The sequence below is a fragment of the Kitasatospora atroaurantiaca genome, assembly GCF_007828955.1.
GTDB lineage: Bacteria > Actinomycetota > Actinomycetes > Streptomycetales > Streptomycetaceae > Kitasatospora > Kitasatospora atroaurantiaca.
The window spans coordinates 1,382,816-1,404,955 of the sequence record NZ_VIVR01000001.1 but is presented as its reverse complement, the minus strand read 5'-3'; the positions used below and the strand labels follow the sequence as shown (position 1 = coordinate 1,404,955).

Below are 22,140 nucleotides of genomic sequence, written 5' to 3'. Positions count from 1 at the left end.
ATTGGCGATGACCCCTTCGTTCAAGGGCCGGGTGGCCCTGGTCACCGGAGCCAGCCGTGGCATCGGCCTCGGCATCGCGCGCGAGCTCGTCGAGCGCGGCGCCAAGGTCTGCATCACGGCCCGTAGCCCCGAACCGCTCGCCGAGGCGGTACGCGAGCTCGGCGGCCCGGACCACGCGATCGCCGTCGCGGGCAAGTCCGACGACGACGCGCACCAGGAGGAGGCCGTCGCCAGGACCCTGGAGGCCTTCGGCCGGCTCGACCACCTGGTCAACAACACCGGCATCAACCCGGTCTACGGGCCGGTCCTGGAGACGAGTCCGGAGGCGGCCGCGAAGATCCTGGCGGTCAACGTGCTCGCCCCGCTGGCCTGGACGCGCCGCGCCCACGCCGCCTGGATGGGCGAGCACGGCGGCTCGGTGGTCAACGTCGCCTCCATCGCCGGTATCCGGGCCTCCAGCGGCATCGGCATGTACGGGGTCAGCAAGGCGGCCCTGATACGGCTGACCATGGAGCTGGCCGCGGACCTCGGCCCGGACATCCGGGTGAACGCCGTCGCACCGGCCGTCGTCAAGACGAAGTTCGCCGAGGCCCTGTACGAGGGCCGCGAGGAGAAGGTCATCCGCGCGTACCCGCTGGGCCGGCTCGGCCTGCCCGAGGACATCGCGGGCGCCGTCGCCTTCCTGCTCTCCGAGGACGCCGGGTGGATCACCGGTCAGACCCTGGTGGTCGACGGTGGCGTGACCCTGGGCGGTGGGCTGTGACCGGACGCTTCGACGGGCTCGGCGTGGTGGTCACCGGCGCCGGCCACGGCATCGGCGCCGCCCTGGCCGAGGCCTTCGCGGCCGAGGGCGCCCGGGTGGTCGTGAACGACCTCGACGCCACTGCCGCCCAGCAGGTCGCGGACCGGATCGGCGGCACGGCCGCGCCCGGCGACGCAGCCGGTGCGGAGGGTGTCGCCGAGCTGATCGCCGCGGCCCGCAAGGCCCTCGGCGCCATCGACATCTACTGTGCCAACGCCGGTGTGGGCACCGCCGGTGGCGCCGACGCCGGGCCGCAGGCCTGGGCCACGGCCTGGGACGTCAACGTGATGTCCCACGTCCGCGCCGCCGAACAGCTGCTCCCCGAGTGGCTGGAGCGCGGCGAGGGCCGCTTCGTGGCCACCGTCTCCGCCGCCGGGCTGCTGACCATGCTCGGCTCGGCGCCGTACTCGGTCACCAAGCACGGTGCCTACGCCTTCGCGGAGTGGCTCGCCGCCACCTACCGCCACCGCGGCCTGCGCGTGCACGCGCTCTGCCCGCAGGGCGTACGGACCAAGATGCTCGAGGACGCGGGCCACGCCGGACGGGTCCTGATGGCCGCCACCGCGCTGGAGCCGGCCGAGGTGGCCCAGGCGGTGCTGCGGGGCATCGAGGAGGAGGAGTTCCTGATCCTGCCGCACGCCGAGGTGGCCGAGTACTACGCCAACCGGGCCACCTCGCCCGACCGTTGGCTCGACGGCATGAACCGGCTGCAGCAGGCCATCGAGAAGGGGTGAGCGGGATGAAGGCATGGCAGGTCGGCGCGCTCGGCGAACCGGGCGAGGTGATGCGGCTCCAGCAGGACGTGCCGCAACCCGAGCCCGCCGCAGGGCAGTTGCTGGTCAAGGTGCGCGCGGCGGCGGTCAACTTCCCCGACGCGCTGATGTGCCGGGGCCACTACCAGGTGCGGCCCCCGCTGCCCTTCACGCCCGGCGTGGAGCTGTGCGGCGAGGTGGTGACGGGTGAACGGGCCGGGGAGCGGGTGATCGGCACCCCGCTGCTGCCCGCCGGGGCCTTCGCCGAGTACGCGCTGATGGACGCCGGCGGCGCTTTCCCGGCGCCCGCCGCGCTGGACGACGCCGAAGCGGCGGCCCTCCACATCGGGTACCAGACCGCCTGGTTCGGCCTGCACCGCAGGGCCGGGCTGCGCGCGGGCGAGACCCTGCTGGTGCACGCGGCGGCGGGCGGTGTCGGCAGTGCGGCCGTCCAGCTCGGCAAGGCGGCTGGCGCGACCGTGATCGGCGTCGTGGGCGGAGCCGAAAAGGTGGCCGCAGCCCGCGAGTTGGGTGCCGACCTGGTGATCGACCGACGGACCGAGGACTTCGTCGCGGTGGTCAAGGAGGCCACCGGCGGGCGTGGCGCGGACGTGGTCTTCGACCCGGTGGGCGGCGACGCGTACACCGGCTCCACCAAGTGCATCGCCTTCGAGGGCCGGATCCTGGTGGTCGGCTTCGCCAGTGGCGGCATCCCCTCGCCCGGGCTCAACCACGCCCTGGTGAAGAACTACTCGATCCTGGGCCTGCACTGGGGCCTCTACAACACCCATGACCCGCAGGCCGTCCGCGCCGCGCACGCCGAGCTGACCGAGCTCGCCGCCAAGGGCGTGGTCCGGCCACTGGTCAGCGAACGGCTGCCGTTCGAACGGGCCGCCGAGGGCGTCCAGCGGGTCGCCGACGGCACGTCCACCGGGCGGATCGCGATCCTGGTCTGAGCCGAGGGTGGAGGAGCGCGTGGCCGGCCCTCAGCGGATGATCCCGGCCGCGCGGGCGGCGGTGATCCAGGCCGGGTAGCTGCTGAGCAGACGGGCGTACAGGTCGGCGTCGGAGAGAGCGGTGGGATTCTTCCCCGTCGCGCAGAATCCGGTGTTGCCGACCGTACGCCCGTCCAGGCTGTCCAGGGTGCGGAGGAAGGAGAACATCCGGGCGTCCGGCTCTCCGAAGCCCACGAACTGCCAGAAGACCGGCAGCCCCGAGCTCTCCTGCAGCAGTTTCCGGACGTTCCGCCGGTCGGCGGCTGCGCCGTCGGTCTGGAAGATCACGAAGGCCGGATCGGTCGCTCCGCACGCCTGGTAGTGCTCCAGCACCGTGCGCATCGCGGGAGCGAAGTTCGTGCCGCCGAACTTCGCTCCGCATGCCTTCCGCACCCGCTCGACCGCGCCCCTGTGCTCGGAGATCTCGACGTCCTGCGCGCTGTACGACCGGTCGTTGAACAGGACGACCGGCACGGTGCCGTCGTCGTCGAGGTTCGCCGACAGGGCCAGGGACTGCTCCGCCAGGCGCTGCACGGCCCCGTTCCGGTACAGCCGCGACATGGAGGCCGAGTGGTCCAGGACCAGGTAGACGGCGGCCCGGCGGCCGTCGAGACCGCTCTTGCTCAGCGAGACCGCGGCCTGCTTGTACAGGGAGACCAGGGCCGGGGCCTCGGCCTGCAGCTTCGTCAGACTGATGGCGGGCTTGGCCGTCGACGGTAGGTCGGGTGCGGGCGCGGCCGTAGCGGTCACGGGCTTGTCGACCGGGGCAACTGCGGTAGCCGGGGCGGACGTTCGGCGGCGGCGAAACATGCCCAGTATGCCCACGGAGTGTCCTCACCGATCTGATCGACAGTCATGAGAAATCCCCGCAGCATAGCCGGTGACCGCGCCCGTGGGGAGGGGGACGACTTGCCGGGTCCCCCTCCCCGCCGCGTCAGTCCACCGGTCCCGGCAGATCCACCAGCCCCGCCAGCGCGTTGCGGTGGTGGCCCGGCGTGCCCAGGGCGATCTGGTCGGCCTTGGCGCGCTTGAGGTAGAGGTGGGCCGGGTGCTCCCAGGTCATCCCGATGCCGCCGTGCAGCTGGACGCACTCCTCCGCCGCCCGTACGGCCAGCGCGCCGCAGTGGGCCTGCGCGACGGCCACCGCCAGCGCGGCGTCCGGGCTCTCACCGGCCAGCGCGTCGGCGGCGTACCGGGCGGCGGCCCTGGCCCCCACCGTCTCCAGCCAGAGATCGGCCAGGCGGTGCTTGATCGCCTGGAACGAGCCGAGCGCACGGCCGAACTGCTTGCGCTCCTTCAGGTACGCGACCGTGGTGCCCAGACACCACTCGGCGATGCCCAGCTGTTCGGACGCGAGCAGCCCCGCCCCCGTCAGCAGGGCCCGCTCCAGCGCGGCCGGGGCGGTGTCGGCCCCCGCCAACTTCCGTGCCGGGACGCCCTCCAGCGTCACATCGGCGAGCGGTCTGGTCAGGTCCAGCGAGGTCCGCCGGACCACGCCGAGGCCCGTCGCGCTCGCCTCCACCGCGTACAGCCCCGGGCCGTCCGCGTCCACCGCCGGCACCAGCAGCACGTCGGCGGTCAGCGCATCGGCGACCGAGGTCAGCCGCCCGGTCAACGCGCCGTTCCCGTCGGCCCGGACGCCGGAGGGGAACGCCGCACCGGGCGCCGTGGAGAGCGGAACCGCCAGCACGGCCGTCCGTGCCCCCTCGGCGAGCGCGGGCAGCAGGTCGGAGGCCGGGCAGGCCAGCAGTGCGGTGGTGGCCAGCACGGCGCTCCCGAGGAACGGCACCGGCGCTACGCTGCGCCCCAACTCCTCCATCACCACCGCGGTTTCGCGCAGCGAGGCGCCCGCGCCGCCGTACTCCTCCGGCACCTGAAGCCCGGCCGCGCCGAGCTCGGCCGCCAGGCTGCGCCAGAGCGCGAGGTCGTACGGCTCGCGGCTCTCGCAGCCGGCCAGGACGGCGCTCGGCGGGCAGTGGTCGGTGAGCAGGTCCCTTACGCTGGAGCGGAGTTCCTCCTCGATCTCCGAGTAGAGAAGATCGCTCATCGGGCCAGCTCCTTCCAGGGCAGGTCCTTGTCGGTACGCGGCTCGGCGGGCAGGCCGAGCACGCGTTCGGCGATGATGTTGCGCAGGATCTCCGAGGTGCCGCCCTCGATGGAGTTGCCCTTGGCGCGCAGATACCGGTACCCGGCCTCGCGGCCGTTGAAGTCGACGATCTCGGGACGGGTCATGGTCCAGTCGTCGTACGCCAGGCCCTCCTCGCCGAGCAGTTCGACCTCCAAGCCGCTGAGCTCCTGGGCCAGCCGGGCGAAGGCGAGCTTCATCGCCGCCCCCTCGGGGCCGGGCTGCCCGACGGTGAGCTGCTGGCGCAGCCGCTCGCCGGTGAGCCGGGCCACCTCGGCCTCCAACCAGGCCTTGAGCAGGCGCTGGTGGAGCTCGTGCGTCCGCAGCTCGGGCCGCCGCCGCCACGTGTCGGCGACCACTCCGACCATGCCACCCTCGCGCGGGATCGCCTGGCCGCCGATCGCGACGCGCTCGTTGTTGAGCGTGGTCTGGGCGACCTGCCAGCCCTCGCCGACCGCACCGAGCCGGTGCGCGTCGGGGATGCGCACGCCGGTCAGGAAGACCTCGTTGAACTCGGCCTCACCCGTGATCTGCCGCAGCGGCCGGACCTCGATGCCGGGGTCGGTCATGTCGCAGATGAAGTACGTGATGCCCCGGTGCTTGGGCACGTCCGGGTCGGTGCGGGCGATCAGGATGGCCCAACGGGCGGTGTGGGCGCTGGAGGTCCACACCTTCTGGCCGTCCACGACCCAGCCGTCGCCGTCCCGGACCGCCCGGGTGCCCAGCGCCGCCAGGTCGGACCCGGCCCCGGGCTCGCTGAACAGCTGGCACCAGACCTCCTCGCCCGTCCAGAGCGGGCGCAGGAAGCGGGACTTCTGCTCCTCGGTGCCGAAGCGAAGGATGGTGGGGGCGGCCATGCCGAGCCCGATGCCGATCCGGCGAGGGTCGTTGTCGGGGGCGCCGGCGGCCGCCAACTCGGCGTCCACCTCGGCCTGCAGGGCACGCGGTGCGCCCAATCCGCCGAGGCCCACCGGGAAGTGCACCCAGGCGAGGCCGGCGTCGAACCGGGCCCGCAGGAAGTCGAGACGGTCGGTGGTCGCCGGGTCGTGTTCGGCGAGGAAGGCGCGTACGACCGTGCGGATGTCCATCTCGGACATCTCAGACCTCCTTCTGCTGGTAGCGCTTGAGCTCACGGCGGGCCAGCGAGCGCTTGTGCACCTCGTCCGGGCCGTCGGCCAGGCGCAGGGTGCGGTTGCCCGCCCAGAGCTGGGCGAGCGGGGTGTCCTGGCTGACCCCGGCGGCGCCGTGCGCCTGTACGGCCTTGTCGAGGATCCACTCGACCGTCGCCGGTACGGCGATCTTGATGGCCTGGATCTCGGTGTGGGCGCCCCGGTTGCCGACGGTGTCCATCAGCCAGGCCGTCTTGAGCACCAGCAGCCGGGCCTGTTCGATCCGGACCCGGGCCTCGGCGATCCAGTCCTGGACCACGCCCTGCTCGGCCAGCGGCTTGCCGAAGGCGACCCGCTCGGAGACCCGGCGGCACATCAACTCCAGTGCCCGCTCGGCGATTCCGATCGCCCGCATGCAGTGGTGGATCCGGCCGGGACCGAGCCGGGCCTGGGCGATCGCGAAGCCGGACCCCTCCTCGCCGATCAGGTTGGCGGCCGGGACGCGGACGTTCTCGAAGAGGATCTCGGCGTGCCCGCCGTGGTCGGCGTCCTCGTACCCGAAGACCTTCATCCCGCGCTTCACCGTCACCCCCGGGGTGTCGCGCGGGACCAGGATCATGCTCTGCTGCCGGTGGGTGGCGGCCGTCGGGTCGGTCTTGCCCATCACGATGAAGATCCGGCACTCGGGGTTCATCGCCCCGGTGATGTACCACTTGCGGCCGTTGACGACGTACTCGTCCCCGTCGCGCGCGATCCGGGTGGTGATGTTGGTGGCGTCGGAGGAGGCCACCTCGGGCTCGGTCATGGCGAAGGCCGAGCGGATCTCGCCCGCGAGCAGCGGCTCCAGCCACTGCTTGCGCTGGGCCTCGTCACCGAACTGGGCGAGCACCTCCATGTTCCCGGTGTCCGGCGCCGCGCAGTTGAGGGCGGCGGGTGCCAGCAGGATGCTGCGGCCGGTGATCTCGGCCAGCGGCGCGTACTGCTGGTTGGTCAGCCCGGCGCCGTGCTCACCCGGCAGGAAGAGGTTCCACAGCCCCCGTGCGCGGGCCGCCGCCTGCAGCTCCGCCACGACCGGCGGGATCGACCACGGTTCACGTGCGGGGTCGGCGAGTTGGGCGGCCAGTACCGGCTCCGCCGGGTACACCAGCTCGTCCATGAAAGCCAGCAGCTGCCCGCGCAGCTCCTCGGTCCGCTCGTCGTACGAGAACTCCACGGTCACCGCTCCTTAAGCGAGGTAAGGCCGAACTGGACGAACAGCGGGACGAGTTCGCCGACGCGGTCGAAGCCCGTGCCCACCGTCCCGCCCTGGGTGAAGCGGAAGTGGATGCCCTCCAGCACGACCGCGAGCTTGAACGACGCGAAGCCGACGTACCAGCCGAGCGCGGAGACGTCCCGCCCGGAGCCCAGCGCGTACCGGCCGACCATCTCGGCGGTGGTCGGGAAGCCGGGTGCGAGGGCGGCGCCGGGCAGGATGCCGTCGTACTGGCGGGCCAGCTCGGTGTACATCACCAGCAGCCCGAGGTCGGTCAGCGGGTCGCCGACCGTCGACATCTCCCAGTCGAGCACGGCCCGGATGCGGTCGTCAGGGCCGACCAGGACGTTGTCGAGCCGGTAGTCCCCGTGCACCAGGGCGGGCGTGGGCGAGACGGGCAGGCTCTCCGTCAGCTGCTGGTGCAGCTCGTCGATGCCCGGCACCTCGCGGCTCCGGGAGGCGTCCAGCTGGCGCCCCCAGCGACGGAGTTGACGCTCAAGGAAGCCTTCCGGGCGGCCGAAGTCCCCGAGGCCGACGGCGTCCGGATCGACGGCGTGCAGGTCCACCAGGGTGTCCACCAGGTGCAGTCCGAGGGCGTGCACCCGGTCCGGCCCGAGGGCGGCGAGCGCCTCGGCGTCCCGGTGAGGGGTGCCCTCCACGTACTCCATCAGGTAGAACGGCGCGCCGATCACCGACGCGTCCTCGACCAGCAGCAGCGTCTTCGGCACCGGTACCCGGGTGGGCTGCAGAGCGGCCATCACCCGGTGCTCGCGGGCCATGTCGTGCGCGGTGGCCAGCACATGGCCCAGCGGCGGTCGGCGCAGCACCCAGCTCGTGCGGCCGTCCTCCAGCAGGTACGTCAGGTTGGACCTGCCGCCCTCGAACAGGCGGGCACGCAGCGGGCCGCGCACGATTCCGGGCAGCTCGGCATCGAGGTGCTCGCGCACCCGCGCGAGATCGAGGCCGGGCGGGTCGGGGTACTCATCGCTCATGGCGTCCTCGGGAGGTCAGGGTAGGTGACTAAGCGCTTGCTTAGCATCTCCGTGACCGGTCCGCCTGTCAACGCTCCGGGGACACCTCACAGGCTCCGCCGGTGGACGGAGGCATCCCCGCAGGGGCACGTGCCGTTGACCTCCTGCTTCCACTTGCGCACCAGCGGCCCCGTCCCACAACCGCAGGAGCCCGGCCGGTGGGACCGGCCGGGCTCCTGACGAGGTGCGTGAGGGGTCAGTGGCCGCCCTCGTCGACCACCTCGACGTCCTCGATGTTGCGCTCGATCGCCTCGGCGGGCAGGGCGACGCGGATCGCCCAGTAGTAGATCGCCACGGCGAAGACGGCCACGACCGCCATGTCCCACCACATCGGCAGGTTGCCGTTGCCGTCGCCGAAGCCGCCCTGCCAGGAGATCACGCCCAGGCCGAGCAGGTAGGCCGGCAGCCACTGCGCGGCCTTCCAGTTCAGCTGCGGGGCGTTCGGCAGGCCCTTGCGGATCGCGTACGCGGCGTAGCCGCCGAGCAGCGCGTAACCGATCAGGATGGCGAAGCCGAGCTTGGCCAGGGTGTGCCAGCCGGTCCAGTAGATGATCAGGCTCGCGACCACGAAGGACAGCGGGGCGATGACCGCGCCGAACGGCAGGCGGTAGGAGCGCTCACGGTCCGGCAGCCGGCGGCGCAGCGCACCGAAGGCCAGCGGGGCGCCCGCGTACATCAGCACGCTGGCCGAGGTGATGAAGCCGACCAGTTCCTGCCAGCTCGGGAAGGGGAGGAAGCAGATCACGCCGGTGATGAACGAGATGGTGAGACCGAACCACGGCACGCCGCGCCCGTCGACCTTCTCGAAGGCCTGCGGCGCGTAGCCGTTCTTGCTGAGGCCGTACGAGATGCGGGAGGTGGAGGTGGTGTAGATCAGGCCGGTGCCGCCGGGGGAGACGATGGCGTCGAAGTACAGCACCCACGCCAGCCAGCCGAGGCCGACCAGGGTGGCGAGACCGGCGAACGGGCCCTCGATGCCGGGGAAGTCCAGCTTGTCCCAGCCGCCGGCGAAGGAGGCCGCCGGAAGGGCGGCGATGAAGACGACCTGCAGCAGGACGTAGATCAGGGTGCCGATGGTCACCGAGCCGAGCACGGCGCGGGGGATGTCGCGCTTGGGGTTCTTGCTCTCGCCCGCGAGCTGGATGGCCTGCTCGAAGCCGAGCAGGGCGAAGATGATGCCGCTGGTGCTGATCGCGGCGAGCACGCCCTTGGTGCCGAACGGCGCGAAGCCGTGCGAGGTGAAGTTGCCGCCGTGGAAGTTGGTCACGGCGAGCACGAAGATGGTGAGCAGCGGGACGAAGATCTTCAGCCAGGTGGCAGCGCTGTTGGTGTGGGACAGCACGCGGACACCGAGGAAGTTGACCGCCACGAAGACGCCCATGAGGATCACCGCGACGATGAAGCCGCTGGTGGTGAGGGTGCCGTTGTCGTTGAGGAAGCTCTTCGCGAACTCCCAGTGACCGGCGTAGCCGATCATGGCCTCGACCTCGATCGGTGCCACCGTCGCGGCCTGCAGCCAGGAGAACCAGCCGAAGGACATGCCCGCCAGGCCGCCGAAGGCGTAGTGCGGGTAGCGCGCGGTACCGCCTGCGACCGGGAACAGCCCGCCCAGCTCGGCGTGGACGAACGCCAGGAGCACGATGGCGACCGCGCCGATGCCCCAGGAGATGAGGGCCGCCGGGCCGGCGACCATCACGGCGTTCTTGGCCCCGTAGAGCCAGCCGGAGCCGATGATCGAGCCGACGGAGGCCCAGAGGAGACCGATGAGCCCGACCTCGCGCCGCAGGCTGCGGCGGGTCGGTGATCCGGTCGGTGGGGCGACGGTGGGGGTGAGCTGGTCAACAGATGCCATGGGGGAGAAAACCTCGTGGGGTGGCAGGGGTGTTGAGAGTTGCCCAAGGCTAGGCGGACGTCGGTGCTGCGCAACAGTCACCGAAGCCGAATAGTTACATTCACGAGGTCATTTTCACCTCAGCCGCACAGGTGTCATCGGTGCAGGTCAGAGGGCATTTGAGGATTTGTTGAGCTTTCCCGGAATGGGGATCGGTTCGCCGTCGCGCGCATAGTGATGTGGCCAATTCCGAGCGTCTCGGGGGTTACTTGCGGGTTGGAAGTGAATAGATATACAGGATTCTGTCGATGGTTGATGTGGTGCAGGATCACAGTCCGGGCGCCTGATAGCCGTTCAGGAACCAGAGCGCGGCGGTGTACCACAGCAGCGCGATCGCACAGACCAGGACGCCGCCCGCGACCGGCAGCGCCCAGCCGGGCAGCCGGCGGTGGCGTACCACGATCACCTTGGCGGCGAAGGCCCCGTACAGGAAGCAGCCGGTGACCGAGTGCAGGGCGACCCGGGTGTCGGTCAGCTGCACCCCGTACGCGGTGATGCAGTGCTGGGCGATCGGGAGCGAGACCAGGAAGGTGACCAGCCCGCCGATCCGGTGGGTGGTCCGCACCGGACGGGGGGCGGGGCCGGTGGCGGGCAGCCGGCCGTACATCCAGAGGGCGAGCAGCAGCTGGATCAGGGCCAGGCCCAGCAGGGCGGTGCCCAGCTGGGCCTTGAGGCGCTGTGCGTCCTTGCCGTACTGCCCGAAGAGCCCGCGCGCATAGTCGGGGGTGTGGGCGCGGCCGTACCAGTAGAGGGCCAGCGTGATGGCCGGCGGCAGCAGGACCCACAGTGCGCCGAGGGCGGCGCGGCGACGCCGCCCCGCCGGTACATCGATGCGGTGCACGGCGTCTTCCTCCCCGGCCCGCTCAGCCCTCGACCTTGTCGCCGGCGGCATTCAGGACGTACCACTCGGCGCCGAACTGGTTGAGCTCCTGGCCGTTGGTGTCGCCGGGCTTGGCGTCGCCCACGTAGTAGTACAGCGGGTGGCCCTTGTAGACCACCTCGGTGCTGCCGTCGGCGCGCTTGGTGGTGCCCAGCAGGCCGGCGTCGGCTCCGGTTCCGGCGACCGGGGCGCCGGTCGTGGTCAGCGGCGGCCAGGCGGCTGCACACGCGTCGTTGCAGGTCGAGGTCGTCGAGGTGTCGGCCTGGAAGAGGTAGAGCGTCCGGCCCTTGGAGTCGACCAGGATCGGCCCGAGCTTGCCCGCGGTGGCCACGGCCACGGTCGTACCGGCGGCGGCCGATCCGGAGGCGGAGGCCGACGGACTGGCGCTCGCGGACGGCGAGGCGGAAGCGTACGCGGACGTCGGCGCGGAGGTGGTGGGCGAGCTGGTACTGCTGCTGGAACTCTTGCTGCTCGAGCAGCCGGCGGACGCGGCGACCAGCAGGGCGACGGCGGCCAGTGAAGTGGTTGCCGGGCGGAGGGCTCTCATGCGGGACTCCTGACGGAGGGGCGGATCGACTCCCTCCACTACCGCCCGGTCCCGGCCGCGCGTCCACTCCGGAGGCCGCCATGTCGGCGGTTGGAGGGAAGCGGTTGGCCCGGATGGTCCTCAGCCCGGCCGCGTGAGGCCGCCGCCTACTCGGCCGTCCAGACGGTGGCGTCGCCGCCCCGCCAGCCGACCAGATCCGGATCATCCAGGTCGGGGTCGTCGACCCCGGCGCGCCGGATGAATTCCGCGACATCCTCTGCGGTGTACGCCTTGCCGACCAGCCGGCCGTAGATCTCGACCCGGCGGTACGGCCGCGCCCCACGGGTGGGCGGGCGCACGACGACGGGCGGGGTGAAGATGTCCCCGTCCGGCGTGCGGCGTGACTCGTCCATGCCTTCAGTGTCACTCCTTGGAGCGCTCAGGCCCCACCTGTGCGCTCGCGCTGCGGGGCAGCCGGGCGGCGACGGCCGAGAGCAGCAGGTCCAGGGCGAGCGGGTAGCCGCTGAGCCTCATGTCGCCGATCAGCAGGTGCGCGGTGGCGGCGATGTTGGGGTGGGTGCTCGCCGGGAGCTGGGCGTACCGGGCCTGCCAGACGCTCAGATCGGCCGCCCTGGCCGGGGCGGGCAGTGCGGCGACCGCCGCGTCGAGGGCGGCGAAGCTGAGCGCCTGGTCCACGAACGCGTGGTAGAACCGCACCGCCTCGCCGTCCGGGAAGCCCGCCCCGCGCAGCAGGCCGAGGATCGTTTCGACCGCCCGGGTCTCGTTGCTCCGACCGGTGGTCCGGTACGCCGCGAGCAGGGCCGCCTGGGGGTGTGCCTGGTAGGCGGCGTGGATCCGCAGGCCGATGTCGCGCAGGTCGGCCTGCCAGTCGCCGGTGGCCCGCCAGCCGTGCTGGGCCTGCGCGATGAGCTCGTCCGTGATGGCCAGCAGCAGGTCGTCGGTGCTGTGGAAGTACCGGTAGAGCGCGCTGGGGTCGGCCCCGAGCGCCGCACCCAGGCGCCGGACCGTGAGGGCCTCGGCGCCGTGCCGGCCCAGCAGCCGCAGCGCCGTCTCCACGATGACCTGCTCCGACAGCACGGTGCCCTGCTTGGTCGGCCGCCTGCGACGCCGCTCCGGCTCCGGAACCACTCGGTCGGTCATGTCCGGCTCCTCGCCTCGCTCCGTGGTCCCGCACCTTATGTCAACGGCATTGACGTGTGAAGAGGGTCGGAGTTTCATGGCCAGCCACCGGGGCCGCGACAGGCCCCTCGGTCAAGGCGGTGGTCCGTTGACAGCAGTGGCGAAGGACGGGACGAGATCCTCGGGGCGGCACGGCGGCTCCACGCCCGTGACGATGCGGAAGTCGATCGGCATCGTGGACGGCGTGGTGATCGCCGCCTCCAGTACGGCCGCGACCTCCAGCATCGGCATCGGGCTCGGCCTGATCGCGGGCATCGTCGGCCTGCACCTGCCGGCCATCATGCTGCTGGCCTTCCTGCCGGTGCTCGGCATCGCCGGCGGGTACGGGCGGCTCAACCGCGTCGAACCCAATGCCGGCAACAGCTACACCTGGGTCGGCCGTACGCTCAACCCCTGGCTGGGCTTCCTCACCGGCTGGGTCAACATCGTCGGCACCGTCGTCTTCATGGCGTACACCACCGCGGTGACCGGCTCCGCGATCCTCCAACTCGCCGGGCAGGCAGGCCTGCACAGCCTGGCCGGTCTCGCGCTCGACCCGGACTCCACCCTGCAGACCACCCTGATCGGCCTGGTGGTGCTCGCCGCGGCCACCCTGGTCGCCGTCCGCGGACTGGAGCTCGCGGCCGGTCTGCAGCGGTACCTGCTGGTCTTCGAGTACCTCGTCCTGCTCGGGTTCTGCGGCTACGGCCTGTTCGCCGGCACCCAGCCGTTCTCCCTGGAGTGGTACAACCCCTTCGCGATACCGTCGCTCACCGCACTCGCCCAGGGGATGGTGCTCGCGGTCTTCTGCTACTGGGGCTTCGAGGCGGTCTTCAGCGTCGGCGAGGAGGTCCGCGACCCGCGCGACGCCTCGCGCGGCGGTCTGATCGCACTGACGGTCATGCTGGGGATCTTCCTGCTCGCCACCACCGCCTTCCAACGTGTCCTCCCGCTGGACGAGTTGGCCGGCAACGGCGCCCACGGCCTGACCTACTTCGGCGAGAAGCTGGCCCACCAGCCGCTGGCCGCACTGCCGTTGATCGCGCTGACCTTCTCCGCCGTGGCGTCCCTGCAGGCCGCCGTCATCCCGACCGCGCGCGGCACCTACGCGATGGGCCGTGACGGCACCCTCGGACGGATCTGGACCCGCATCCACCCGCGGCACGCGACCCCGGTCGCCGGGACGGTGCTCATCTCCGTCATCTCCTCCGCCATCGCCGTACTCTCGCTGGTCATCCCGACGGTCACCGACCTGATCTCGGCGGCCGTCAACGCGATCGGCATCGTCGTCGCCCTCTACTACGCACTGACGGCCATCGCCTCCGCCGTCCGCTTCCGCCACCTGCTGCGGACGGCGCCGCTGGAGGCCCTGCGTGCGGTGGTCGGCCCGGTGCTCAGCGCGATCGCCCTGCTCGCGCTCGGCGGTTACCTCGCCTGGACCTTCTACGACTCCACCGACCACTTCGAACTCCGGGCCGACAACGGCTGGTTCCAGCTCCTCTGCCCGGTCCTGATGATCGGGTCCGGCCTGCTGGCCGGCGCCTGGGCCCGTTGGGGACGTAAGTCGCCCTACTTCCTCACCGGCCGCGGCACCGACGCCGAGGCCGTCACGCTGATCACGTCCGCATGACCACACCCACCCTCATGGAGCACCACTCATGACCCACGCCGATCTGGTCTTCACCGGCGGCCCCGTCCTCACGGCCGACTCGGCACGCACGCGGGCGAGCAGCCTCGCCGTCACGGGCGAACGGATCACCGCCGTCGGCCACGACGAGGTCCGGGAGTTGATCGGACCGAAGACCGAAGTCGTCGACCTGCGCGGCAGGTTGCTGATCCCCGGCTTCCAGGACGCCCACATCCACGCCGTGTACGGCGGCTCCGAACTCAGCGAGTGCGACCTCACCGGCACCACCGGGACGGACGAGTACCTGCGGCGCATCCGCGAGTACGCCGACGCCCACCCGGAACGTCCCTGGATCACCGGGAGCGGCTGGTCGCTGGAGAGCTTCCAGGGCGGGCTCCCCACCCGGCAGTTGCTCGACAGCGTGGTCGCCGACCGTCCGGTGTACCTGCTCAACCGCGACCACCACGGCGCCTGGGCCAACACCCGTGCCCTGGAACTGGCCGGGCTCAGCAGGGACACCCCCGACCCCGCGGACGGCCGGATCGAGCGCGAGCCGGACGGCACCCCGAGCGGCGCCCTCCAGGAGGGAGCCACCGGCCTGGTCGCCCGTCTGGTGCCGCCGAGCACCGCCGCCGACCGCCTGAACGGGCTGCTGCGAGCGCAGCGGCTGCTGCACTCCCTCGGCATCACGGGCTGGCAGGACGCCCTGCTCGGCGTCTTCAACGGCCAGCCCGACCCCTCGGACGCCTACCTGTCCGCCGCCCGCGCCGGCACCCTGACGGCCAGGGTCACCGGAGCGCTCTGGTGGGACCGCGCCAGGGGCGCCGAGCAGATCCCCGAACTGGTGGAGCGCCGGGCCGAGTTGAGGCACGGCAGGTTCCGGGCGAGCTCGGTGAAGATCATGCAGGACGGCATCACCGAGAACTTCACCGCCGCGATGACCAGCCCCTACCTGGACGGCTGCGGCTGCGCCACGGCCAACAGCGGGCTGAGCTTCGTCGACCCGGAGGCGCTGCGCTCGTACGTCACCGAGCTGGACGCGCTGGACTTCCAGGTGCACTTCCACGCCCTGGGCGACCGTGCCGTACGGGAGGCGCTGGACGCCGTCGAGGCCGCCCGGACCGCCAACGGCCGACGCGGCACCCGGCACCATCTCGCCCACCTGCAGGTCGTCCACCCGAGTGACCTGCCGCGCTTCGCCGGGCTCGGCGCGATCGCCAACATCCAGCCGCTCTGGGCCGCCCACGAGCCGCAGATGGACGAGCTGACGATCCCCTTCCTCGGGCCCGAACGCGCCGCCTGGCAGTACCCGTTCGGCGATCTGCTGCGCGCCGGGGCCACGCTGGCCGCCGGCAGCGACTGGCCGGTCAGCAGCCCGGACCCGATCGCCGGGATCCATGTCGCCGTCAACCGCACGGAGCCCGGCGCCACCGGTGGCAGGGTCTTCCTGCCGGAGCAGCGGCTGGATCTCGGCACGGCTCTCGCGGCCTACACGGCAGGCTCGGCCCACGTCAACGGGCTGGACGATGCGGGCAGTCTGCGGGCCGGCAACCTGGCCGACCTGGTGGTGCTCGACCGGGACGTCTTCGACGGACCGCCGGAGGAGATCGCCGAGGCGCGGGTCCTGCAGACGTACGTGGGCGGGGAGTTGGTGCACTCGGCCTAGCGGCTTCGGGGTATCCCAGGGGCGCGGGGAACTTCGCGAAACCGGAAGGGCACAGGTCGTCGCCTTCCGATCTCGCGCACGCAGTTCATCAAGCAGGGCCCCGCGCCCCTGTGGTTGCCCCGTCTAGTTGCGGAGCAGCAGCACCACGCCGGCCAGGATCACGCCGAGCCCCAGGGCGGCCACGCCGCGGGCCAGCCGGTGCGAGCGCAGGACCGGGACGAAGTGGTCCACGGCGTATCGGCCCGGGCCGGTCAGTGCGACTGCCGCCGCCGCTGCGGTGAGCAGCCACTCGTACTCCGAGCCCTTCGGCGCGAAGAAGCCGCCGCCCCAGGTGACGGCGAGGGCGTTGAGCATCGTGCCGACCAGGGCCGCACCGGCCAGCGGTGTCAGCAGGCCGACGGCCACGCCCAGCCCGCCGAAGGTCTCGGTGAGCCCGGCCACGGCGGCCATGGTGCGGCCCGACGGGTAGCCGCTGGCGGTGAAGAACCGGCCGGTCGCGTCGAGGCCGAAGCCGCCGAACCAGCCGAAGAGCTTCTGTGTGCCGTGCGCCGCCATGGTGAGGCCGAGCACAAGGCGCAGCAGCAGGAGTCCGGCGTCGTATCCGTGGGGGGAGGCGCTCGGTCGTCGGCTGTCTGCGGAGGCGTTCTGCGGGGCGGTGAGGGTCGACATGAAGGGGCTCTCTCCCGTCTCGGGCACTGTGGTTCAAATTCGAACCATCGGTCTGGCTTGACCGTACATGATGGTTCTACTTTGAACAACTGACGGTGTGTCGACCCCGGCTCAGGCTCCCATGATGCGGGCCTTGTCGGCCCGCAGTGCGGCGACCACCTCGGCCGGAGCGGTGGCCGGGGAGCCTGCGGAGTACGGGGGTTGGGGGTCGTACTCGGTGCCCAGCTGGATGGCCTGGGCGACGCGGTCCCCGGCGATCCGGCCGGCCAGGTGCAGCGCGAGATCGATACCGGACGAAACTCCGGCGGCGGTCGCGTACTTGCCGTCGAACACCACCCGGTCCGGGCTCGGGGCCGCACCGAGGCCGGGCAACTGGTCGAGGGTCAGCCAGTGCGAGGCCGCCTGGCGTCCCTTGTCCTCGAGCAGGCGGCGGGCTGTCTCCAGCCTGATGCCATCGACATATCGACCCGGCGTCACGCCGACCTCGGCGGCGAAGGCGCGCGCGAAGGTCAGCCCGGCGGATCGCGGCGCGGGTCGGCGAAGAGTGTGGCCCGGTGGAGGGGCGGCGGGTCGCCGGGGATCCCGGCGCGGTACCAGTAGACCTTCAGCGTGAGCTTGAGGATCAGCCGGACCCGGTTCAACAGCAGCCCGGCCAACGGGAGTTCGACCAGCAGCGCGGAGGCGAGGCTCAGCCACAGGTCGTCGGTTCCCCAGGCCAGCATGACGTCGAACCACGCGTCGCAGAGCAGGAGGACGGAGGCGACGAGGGCGCACGGGACGACCAACTGCCTGCGCTGCCAGCCCGACCAGCCGGTCGCCGCGAGCGCGAGCAGGAGCGCGATGTCGAAGCCGACCCAGGCGAGCCGCCACTGCCGTGACTCGTAGTGCACCGGCAGCGTGGTGGCGAGGTAGACGATCCAGGGGATCAGCGCCAGGCAGCAGGCCATCACCAGGCCCAGCCCCTGCCGCCGTCTACGGGCGGCCAGTTGGACGAAGTCCTGGCCGAGGACCGTCTGCCAGTCCCCGTGCCCGCAGTGCGGGCAGTGCGGCGGCTGCGGATCGTCCATGACGTCCTCCTGGTCGTGTGAAATCCACCCGCGCTCAGAGCGGTCGGAGGGAGCGGATGGTGATGCGGACCGCGTCGTCCGGGTCGCCGGTGAGCCGGGCGGCGAGCAGGCGCGGGATGTCGCTCTCCTGGGAGTAGCCGGGCACGACGGTGACCTCGGCCTCGCGGGTGCCGGGCGAGCCGGCCGGCGTGTACGTCACCAGGTAGGTGGTCCGGTCGGGTGGGGGCGCCGCGTCGTCGTGGTGCACGGGTCACTGCTCCCGCACCACGTCATGGGCGTCCTTGTCCTCGCGGAGGGCGAGGAAGCGCGGATGCCGCAGGCGGCCGTCCCTGGTCCAGTCGGTGAAGGCGACCTGGGCGACCAGGCGTGGCTCGACCCAGTGGGCGTCCCGCTCCGGTACCGGGTCGGCGAACGGCGAGTCGGACCGGGCGAGGCCGTCCATGGCGGCCCGGAGCCGGTGCAGGGTGGCGGCGTCGAATCCGGTGCCGACCTTGCCCGCGTACCGCAGGCGGCCGTCCTCGAAGTAGCCCAGCAGCAGGGCGCCGAAGCCCACCCGGCTGCCGGCCGGCTCGGTGAAGCCGCCGATCACCAGCTCCTGCGCGGCCGAGCATTTGAGCTTGAGCCAGTCGGGCGAGCGCCGCTGCACGTACGGCCCTTCGGCCCGCTTGGCGATCAGGCCCTCCCAGCCGCGCGCACAGGCGTCGGCCAGCGGCGCCTCGCCGTCGGCGTTCCGGTGGAGGGTGTAGCGCAGCGGCCCGCCGAAGCGGATCGCACGCCGCAGCAGCTGCTTGCGCGAGCGCAGCGGCAGTCGGGTGGTGTCGTACCCCTCCAGATGGAGCAGGTCGAAGAGGTAGTACGTGACCGTGACGCCGGTCGCCCTCGCCCTGGCGGCGTCACGGAGCTGCATCCGGCGCTGCAGGAGCTCGAAGCTGGTCACGCCGTGGTTGTCCAGGGCGACGATCTCGCCGTCCACCACGAAGCGCTGCACGGGCTGCGCGGCGAGGGCCTCGACCAGCTCCGGGTACCCGGCCTCGATCGACTTGCCGTTGCGGGAGACCAGCCGGACCTGGTCGCCGTCGCGGTACGCGAGCGCGCGGACGCCGTCCAGCTTGCGCTCCAGGATCCAGCCGCTGTCGAACTCCCGGCGCCGGCTCGGCGTGGCGAGCATCGGGCTGAGCGCTCCCGGGAGCGGCACGGGCCCGGCTGCCTGGCTTGCTGAGACGGTCACTCTGCTGCCCTCCGTTGCCTGTCTCTCCAGGGTGCCCCCGACCAGCGCCGACGGCTGGCCGGAGGCGGCGGGGGAGAGCACCATGACGGTGAACACGACGCACACCGAGGAGGCCGACCATGGCCAGGCCGATCTGGACCGGCACGCTGAGCTTCGGGCTGGTCACCGTCCCGGTGGGGCTCTACTCGGCCACCGAGGACCACTCCCCGCACTTCCGGCAGCTGGAGCGCGGCACCTCCGACCGGGTGCGCAACCTGCGGGTGAACGAGCGCACCGGCAAGGAGGTCGCGTACGGCGACATCGTGAAGGGCTACGAGATCGCCGAGGGTGAGTACGTGGTGTTCGAGCCGTCGGAGCTGGAGGACCTCTCGCCCGGCCGCTCCCACACGATCGAGATCCGCGGCTTCGTCGAGCTGGAGCAGGTGGACCCGATCTTCTTCGACAAGACGTACTACCTGGGCCCGCGGGGCAAGGAGTACGCCCATGTGTACGCGCTGCTGCACCGGGCGCTGGCCGAGACCGGCCGGGCCGGGCTGGCGACCTTCTCGATGCGCGGCAAGCAGTACCTCGCGGGGGTCAGGGCCGAGGAGGACCTGCTGGTGCTGCAGACCATGCACTACGCCGAGGAGGTCCGTGACCCGCGCCGCGAGGTCGACAACCTCCCCGAGCAGGCCGAGCCTCGCGAGAAGGAGCTGGCGGCCGCCCGGCAGCTGATCGAGGCGCTCAGCATCGACTGGGACCCCGAGGAGTATCACGACACCTTCGGCGAACAGGTCCGCGAGCTCGTCGAGGCCAAGCTTTCCGGCAAGGAGACCGTGACCGCGGAGCCGGCGCCCGAGTCGACCAACGTCGTCGACCTGATGGACGTGCTGCAGCGCAGCCTCAGCCAGGCCGGCGGGCGGGAGCAGGCCGAGGCGGGCGACGGTGAGAAGGCGGAACGGCCCGCCCGCAAGGCCAAGGCGAAGGCCGCCGGCACGTCCTCGGCGAAGGGCGGCACGACGGCGAAGCGGGCGAAGGAGGAACAGCCCGACCTGTCGAAGCTCAGCAAGGCCGATCTGTACCGCCTCGCCACCGAGCAGGGCATCCAGGGCCGGTCGACGATGACCCGCGACGAGCTGCAGCAGGCGCTGGAGGCTGCCGCCAGGCCCGGTCGGCGCCTGCACGCGGTGTCCTGACCGGCCTACCGTTGCTGCCTGCCCGGCGGCTCCGCGATCGGGTATCCCAGGGCGCGGGGAACTGCGCGAAACGGGAGGGCACAGGTCGTTGCCTTCCGGTCTCGCGCAGTTCCCCGCGCCCCTGTGGTTACCCCTGCTGCCTCGCCTACAGGGCACGCCGCATGCAGACCCGCGGCCAGCGGTCCAGGCCGTGGGCGGCCTCGCGCCGCCGGATCTCCCGGAGGCCGGGGGTGAGAACGCTCTCGTCCAGCTGCTGGAAGCCGAAGCGAGCGTAGTAGGGGGCGTTCCACGGCACGTGGGCGAACGTGGTCAGGGTGAGCGCAGGTGTCCCGTCGGCCGCGGCCCGGGCTGCGAGGTGGTCCAGCAGCGAGCTGCCCACCCGGCGGCGGGCGCTGTCCGGGTGGACCGAGACCTGCTCGACGTGGAGGTTGCCGTCGACGGGATCGGCGAGGAGGTACGCCACCGGACGGTCGGCTCCGTCGGCCGCCACCCAGGCCAGCCCGGCCCGCTGGTAGCGGGCGAGTTCCTCGAGCGGGAAGGGATCGTCATCGGCGATCTCCGGCATGCCGATGCCGCGGAAGCACTCCCCGGCGGCCCGCTCGATGTCCTGGAGGAGGGGAAGCTCCTCAACGGCGACTGCTCGGATGCGCATCGGGCCAGTGTCCCCGGTGGGGCGGGCGGCGGCCACTCAAATATGCCCGAGCCAGACGGTGGTGACGTTGCAGAACTCGCGGATCCCGTGCGCGTTCAGCTCCCGCCCGTACCCGGACCGCTTGACGCCGCCGAACGGCAGCGCGGGGTGCGAGGCCGTCATGCCGTTGAAGAACACCCCGCCCGCCTCGATGTCCCGCACGCAGCGCTCCTGCTCGGCCGGCTCCGTGGTCCAGACGTTGGAGCTCAGCCCGTACGGCGAGTCGTTGGCGAGGGCGATCGCCTCGTCCAGGCTGTTCACCCGGTACAGGGTGGCGACCGGGCCGAAGGCCTCCTCGTGGTGGATCCGCATCTCCGGGGTGATGTTGGTGAGGACGGTCGGCGGGTAGTACCAGCCGCCCGACACGTCCGAGAGCTCGGGTCCGCCGGAGTGCAGGCCGCCGGCCTCGGCGGTGGCGCCGTGGGCCAGCGCGTCCGCGACCAGCGCCGCCAGGTCGTCCCGGCCCTGCCGGGTCGCCAGCGGGCCGATCTCGGTCTCCGCGTCCATCGGGTCCCCGACCCGCAGGGCGCTCATGGCGTCGGCGAACTCGACGGCGAACCGGGGGTAGACGTCCGAGTGCACGATGAAGCGCTTGGCCGCGATGCAGGACTGGCCGTTGTTCTGGGTCCGCGCCCGCACCGCCGTCCGGACGGCGGCCGTCAGGTCGGCGCTGGGCAGGACGACGAAGGGGTCGCTGCCGCCCAGCTCCATCACGGTCTTCTTCAGTGCGTCCCCGGCCGCCGCCGCGACCGCCCGCCCGGCCCCCTCGCTGCCGGTCAGGGTCACCGCGACGACCCGGTCGTCGCGGATCACGTCCCCGACCGCGTCGGTGCCGATCAGCAGCGTCTGGAAGACGCCCTCGGGTGCCCCGGCGCGGTGGAACAGCTCCTCCAGCGCCAGCGCCGTCCGGGGCACGTTGGAGGCGTGCTTGAGCAGGCCGACGTTGCCCGCCATCAGCGCGGGCGCGGCGAAGCGGATCACCTGCCAGAGCGGGAAGTTCCACGGCATCACGGCCAGCACCGGCCCGAGCGGGCGGTAGCGGACGTACGCGGCCGTCGCGCCGGAGTCCGCGACGTCGCCCTCGCCCGGGAGCTCGTCGGCGATCAGGGCGGCACCGTGGTCGGCGTACCAGCGCAGGGCCTTGGCGCACTTGGCCGTCTCGGCCTTGGCTTGCGCGAGCGGCTTGCCCATCTCGGTGGTCACCGTGCGGGCCAGCTGGTCCTGGTAGGCGTCCATGACGTCGGCGGCGCGCCGCAGCAGCTCGGCCCGGTGCTCGAAGCCGGTGGTCCGGTAGTCGCGGAACGCGGCCTCCGCACGGGCCAGGCGCACCTCCAAGGCGTCGCGGTCCAGCGGTTGGAAGGTCTCCAGGGTCTCGCCGGTCGCGGGGTTGACGGTTGCGATGGGCATGCTGAGCTCCAGGGTTACCGGGATCCGGGGTTACCAGGGGCTACCGGGCGCGGTCGGCGCGACCGGCG

General features: G+C 72.0%; 23 protein-coding genes and 1 pseudogene. 7 read left to right on the top strand and 17 right to left on the bottom strand.

Going from position 1 to position 22,140, the window contains the following annotated elements:
• Positions 1-7: 7 nt before the first annotated feature.
• Genes FB465_RS06335 through FB465_RS06325 form a run of 3 tightly spaced genes read left to right on the top strand, consistent with a single transcriptional unit; the run spans position 8 to position 2,510 of the window.
• On the top strand, positions 8-763 hold the full coding sequence (locus FB465_RS06335) for an SDR family oxidoreductase (protein WP_145788340.1): 756 nt from the start codon (positions 8-10) through the stop codon (positions 761-763).
• On the top strand, positions 760-1,536 hold the full coding sequence (locus FB465_RS06330; RefSeq protein ID WP_145788338.1) for an SDR family oxidoreductase: 777 nt from the start codon (positions 760-762) through the stop codon (positions 1,534-1,536). The genes FB465_RS06335 and FB465_RS06330 overlap by 4 nt, the downstream gene beginning before the upstream one ends.
• Positions 1,537-1,541: 5 nt before the next feature.
• Positions 1,542-2,510, top strand: a complete 969-nt coding sequence (locus FB465_RS06325; protein WP_145788336.1) for an NADPH:quinone oxidoreductase family protein — start codon at positions 1,542-1,544, stop codon at positions 2,508-2,510.
• A 30-nt stretch (positions 2,511-2,540) separates the two neighbouring features.
• On the opposite strand, the gene FB465_RS06320 is transcribed toward FB465_RS06325, so the two are convergent.
• The 8 genes from FB465_RS06320 to FB465_RS36750 form a co-directional block, all read right to left on the bottom strand.
• On the bottom strand, positions 2,541-3,299 hold the full coding sequence (locus tag FB465_RS06320) for a VWA domain-containing protein (RefSeq protein WP_246192542.1): 759 nt from the start codon (positions 3,297-3,299) through the stop codon (positions 2,541-2,543).
• Between the two features lie 184 nt (positions 3,300-3,483).
• Entirely contained in the window at positions 3,484-4,596 is a 1,113-nt protein-coding gene (locus FB465_RS06315) for an acyl-CoA dehydrogenase family protein (protein ID WP_145788334.1), read from the bottom strand.
• Complete coding sequence (locus FB465_RS06310) at positions 4,593-5,771, bottom strand: acyl-CoA dehydrogenase family protein (protein WP_145788332.1); 1,179 nt, start codon at positions 5,769-5,771, stop codon at positions 4,593-4,595. Before FB465_RS06310 ends, FB465_RS06315 begins: the two co-directional genes overlap by 4 nt.
• 1 nt (position 5,772) lies before the next feature.
• Positions 5,773-6,996, bottom strand: coding sequence for an acyl-CoA dehydrogenase family protein (locus FB465_RS06305; protein ID WP_145788331.1), 1,224 nt, complete (start codon positions 6,994-6,996; stop codon positions 5,773-5,775).
• Between the two features lie 2 nt (positions 6,997-6,998).
• Complete coding sequence (locus FB465_RS06300) at positions 6,999-8,027, bottom strand: phosphotransferase family protein (protein WP_145788329.1); 1,029 nt, start codon at positions 8,025-8,027, stop codon at positions 6,999-7,001.
• 235 nt (positions 8,028-8,262) lie between these two features.
• Positions 8,263-9,918 carry an APC family permease gene (locus FB465_RS06295; protein WP_145788327.1) on the bottom strand — a complete coding sequence of 552 codons (1,656 nt, stop codon included), beginning with the start codon at positions 9,916-9,918 and terminating at the stop codon, positions 8,263-8,265.
• A gap of 307 nt (positions 9,919-10,225) precedes the next feature.
• Entirely contained in the window at positions 10,226-10,798 is a 573-nt protein-coding gene (locus FB465_RS06290; protein ID WP_425461135.1) for a DUF6529 family protein, read from the bottom strand.
• 22 nt (positions 10,799-10,820) lie between these two features.
• On the bottom strand, positions 10,821-11,168 hold the full coding sequence (locus FB465_RS36750) for a COG4315 family predicted lipoprotein (protein WP_246192541.1): 348 nt from the start codon (positions 11,166-11,168) through the stop codon (positions 10,821-10,823).
• Here FB465_RS36750 and FB465_RS36745 point away from each other — a divergent pair.
• Positions 11,161-11,397, top strand: coding sequence for a hypothetical protein (locus FB465_RS36745; protein ID WP_246192540.1), 237 nt, complete (start codon positions 11,161-11,163; stop codon positions 11,395-11,397). The genes FB465_RS36750 and FB465_RS36745 overlap by 8 nt on opposite strands.
• Positions 11,398-11,530: 133 nt before the next feature.
• Here FB465_RS36745 and FB465_RS06280 read toward each other — a convergent pair whose 3' ends face one another.
• Together FB465_RS06280 and FB465_RS06275 are read right to left on the bottom strand one after the other, a co-directional pair.
• The gene (locus FB465_RS06280) at positions 11,531-11,776 is read right to left on the bottom strand and encodes a hypothetical protein (RefSeq protein WP_145788323.1); all 246 of its coding nucleotides are present in this window, start codon (positions 11,774-11,776) and stop codon (positions 11,531-11,533) included.
• 10 nt (positions 11,777-11,786) lie between these two features.
• Positions 11,787-12,524, bottom strand: a complete 738-nt coding sequence (locus FB465_RS06275; RefSeq protein ID WP_145788321.1) for a TetR/AcrR family transcriptional regulator — start codon at positions 12,522-12,524, stop codon at positions 11,787-11,789.
• A 193-nt stretch (positions 12,525-12,717) separates the two neighbouring features.
• On the opposite strand from FB465_RS06275, the gene FB465_RS06270 reads away from it, so the two are divergent.
• Both FB465_RS06270 and FB465_RS06265 read left to right on the top strand, forming a co-directional pair.
• A complete protein-coding gene (locus tag FB465_RS06270) occupies positions 12,718-14,172 on the top strand; it encodes an APC family permease (protein ID WP_145788319.1) in 1,455 nt (484 codons plus the stop codon).
• A 28-nt stretch (positions 14,173-14,200) separates the two neighbouring features.
• Positions 14,201-15,835: an amidohydrolase gene (locus FB465_RS06265; protein ID WP_145788317.1), complete on the top strand. Its 1,635-nt coding sequence runs from the start codon at positions 14,201-14,203 to the stop codon at positions 15,833-15,835.
• 123 nt (positions 15,836-15,958) lie between these two features.
• Here FB465_RS06265 and FB465_RS06260 read toward each other — a convergent pair whose 3' ends face one another.
• The 5 genes and pseudogenes from FB465_RS06260 to ligD form a co-directional block, all read right to left on the bottom strand.
• On the bottom strand, positions 15,959-16,504 hold the full coding sequence (locus tag FB465_RS06260; protein ID WP_145788315.1) for a DoxX family protein: 546 nt from the start codon (positions 16,502-16,504) through the stop codon (positions 15,959-15,961).
• 111 nt (positions 16,505-16,615) lie between these two features.
• Positions 16,616-16,918: pseudogene (locus tag FB465_RS06255) on the bottom strand (type 1 glutamine amidotransferase family protein); the annotation flags it as partial.
• Positions 16,919-17,013: 95 nt separating this feature from the next.
• On the bottom strand, positions 17,014-17,571 hold the full coding sequence (locus FB465_RS06250; RefSeq protein ID WP_211785733.1) for a hypothetical protein: 558 nt from the start codon (positions 17,569-17,571) through the stop codon (positions 17,014-17,016).
• A gap of 34 nt (positions 17,572-17,605) precedes the next feature.
• The gene (locus FB465_RS06245) at positions 17,606-17,818 is read right to left on the bottom strand and encodes a hypothetical protein (protein WP_145788314.1); all 213 of its coding nucleotides are present in this window, start codon (positions 17,816-17,818) and stop codon (positions 17,606-17,608) included.
• 3 nt (positions 17,819-17,821) lie between these two features.
• A complete protein-coding gene (gene ligD, locus FB465_RS06240; RefSeq protein WP_246193146.1) occupies positions 17,822-18,739 on the bottom strand; it encodes a non-homologous end-joining DNA ligase in 918 nt (305 codons plus the stop codon).
• Positions 18,740-18,918: 179 nt separating this feature from the next.
• Here ligD and ku point away from each other — a divergent pair, with 179 nt between their 5' ends.
• Positions 18,919-19,974 carry a non-homologous end joining protein Ku gene (gene ku / locus FB465_RS06235; RefSeq protein WP_145788312.1) on the top strand — a complete coding sequence of 352 codons (1,056 nt, stop codon included), beginning with the start codon at positions 18,919-18,921 and terminating at the stop codon, positions 19,972-19,974.
• A 145-nt stretch (positions 19,975-20,119) separates the two neighbouring features.
• Here the strand turns inward: ku and FB465_RS06230 are convergent, their stop codons facing one another.
• Both FB465_RS06230 and FB465_RS06225 read right to left on the bottom strand, forming a co-directional pair.
• Positions 20,120-20,626 carry a GNAT family N-acetyltransferase gene (locus FB465_RS06230; RefSeq protein ID WP_145788310.1) on the bottom strand — a complete coding sequence of 169 codons (507 nt, stop codon included), beginning with the start codon at positions 20,624-20,626 and terminating at the stop codon, positions 20,120-20,122.
• Between the two features lie 36 nt (positions 20,627-20,662).
• Complete coding sequence (locus FB465_RS06225; RefSeq protein WP_145788308.1) at positions 20,663-22,072, bottom strand: NADP-dependent succinic semialdehyde dehydrogenase; 1,410 nt, start codon at positions 22,070-22,072, stop codon at positions 20,663-20,665.
• Positions 22,073-22,140: the final 68 nt, after the last annotated feature.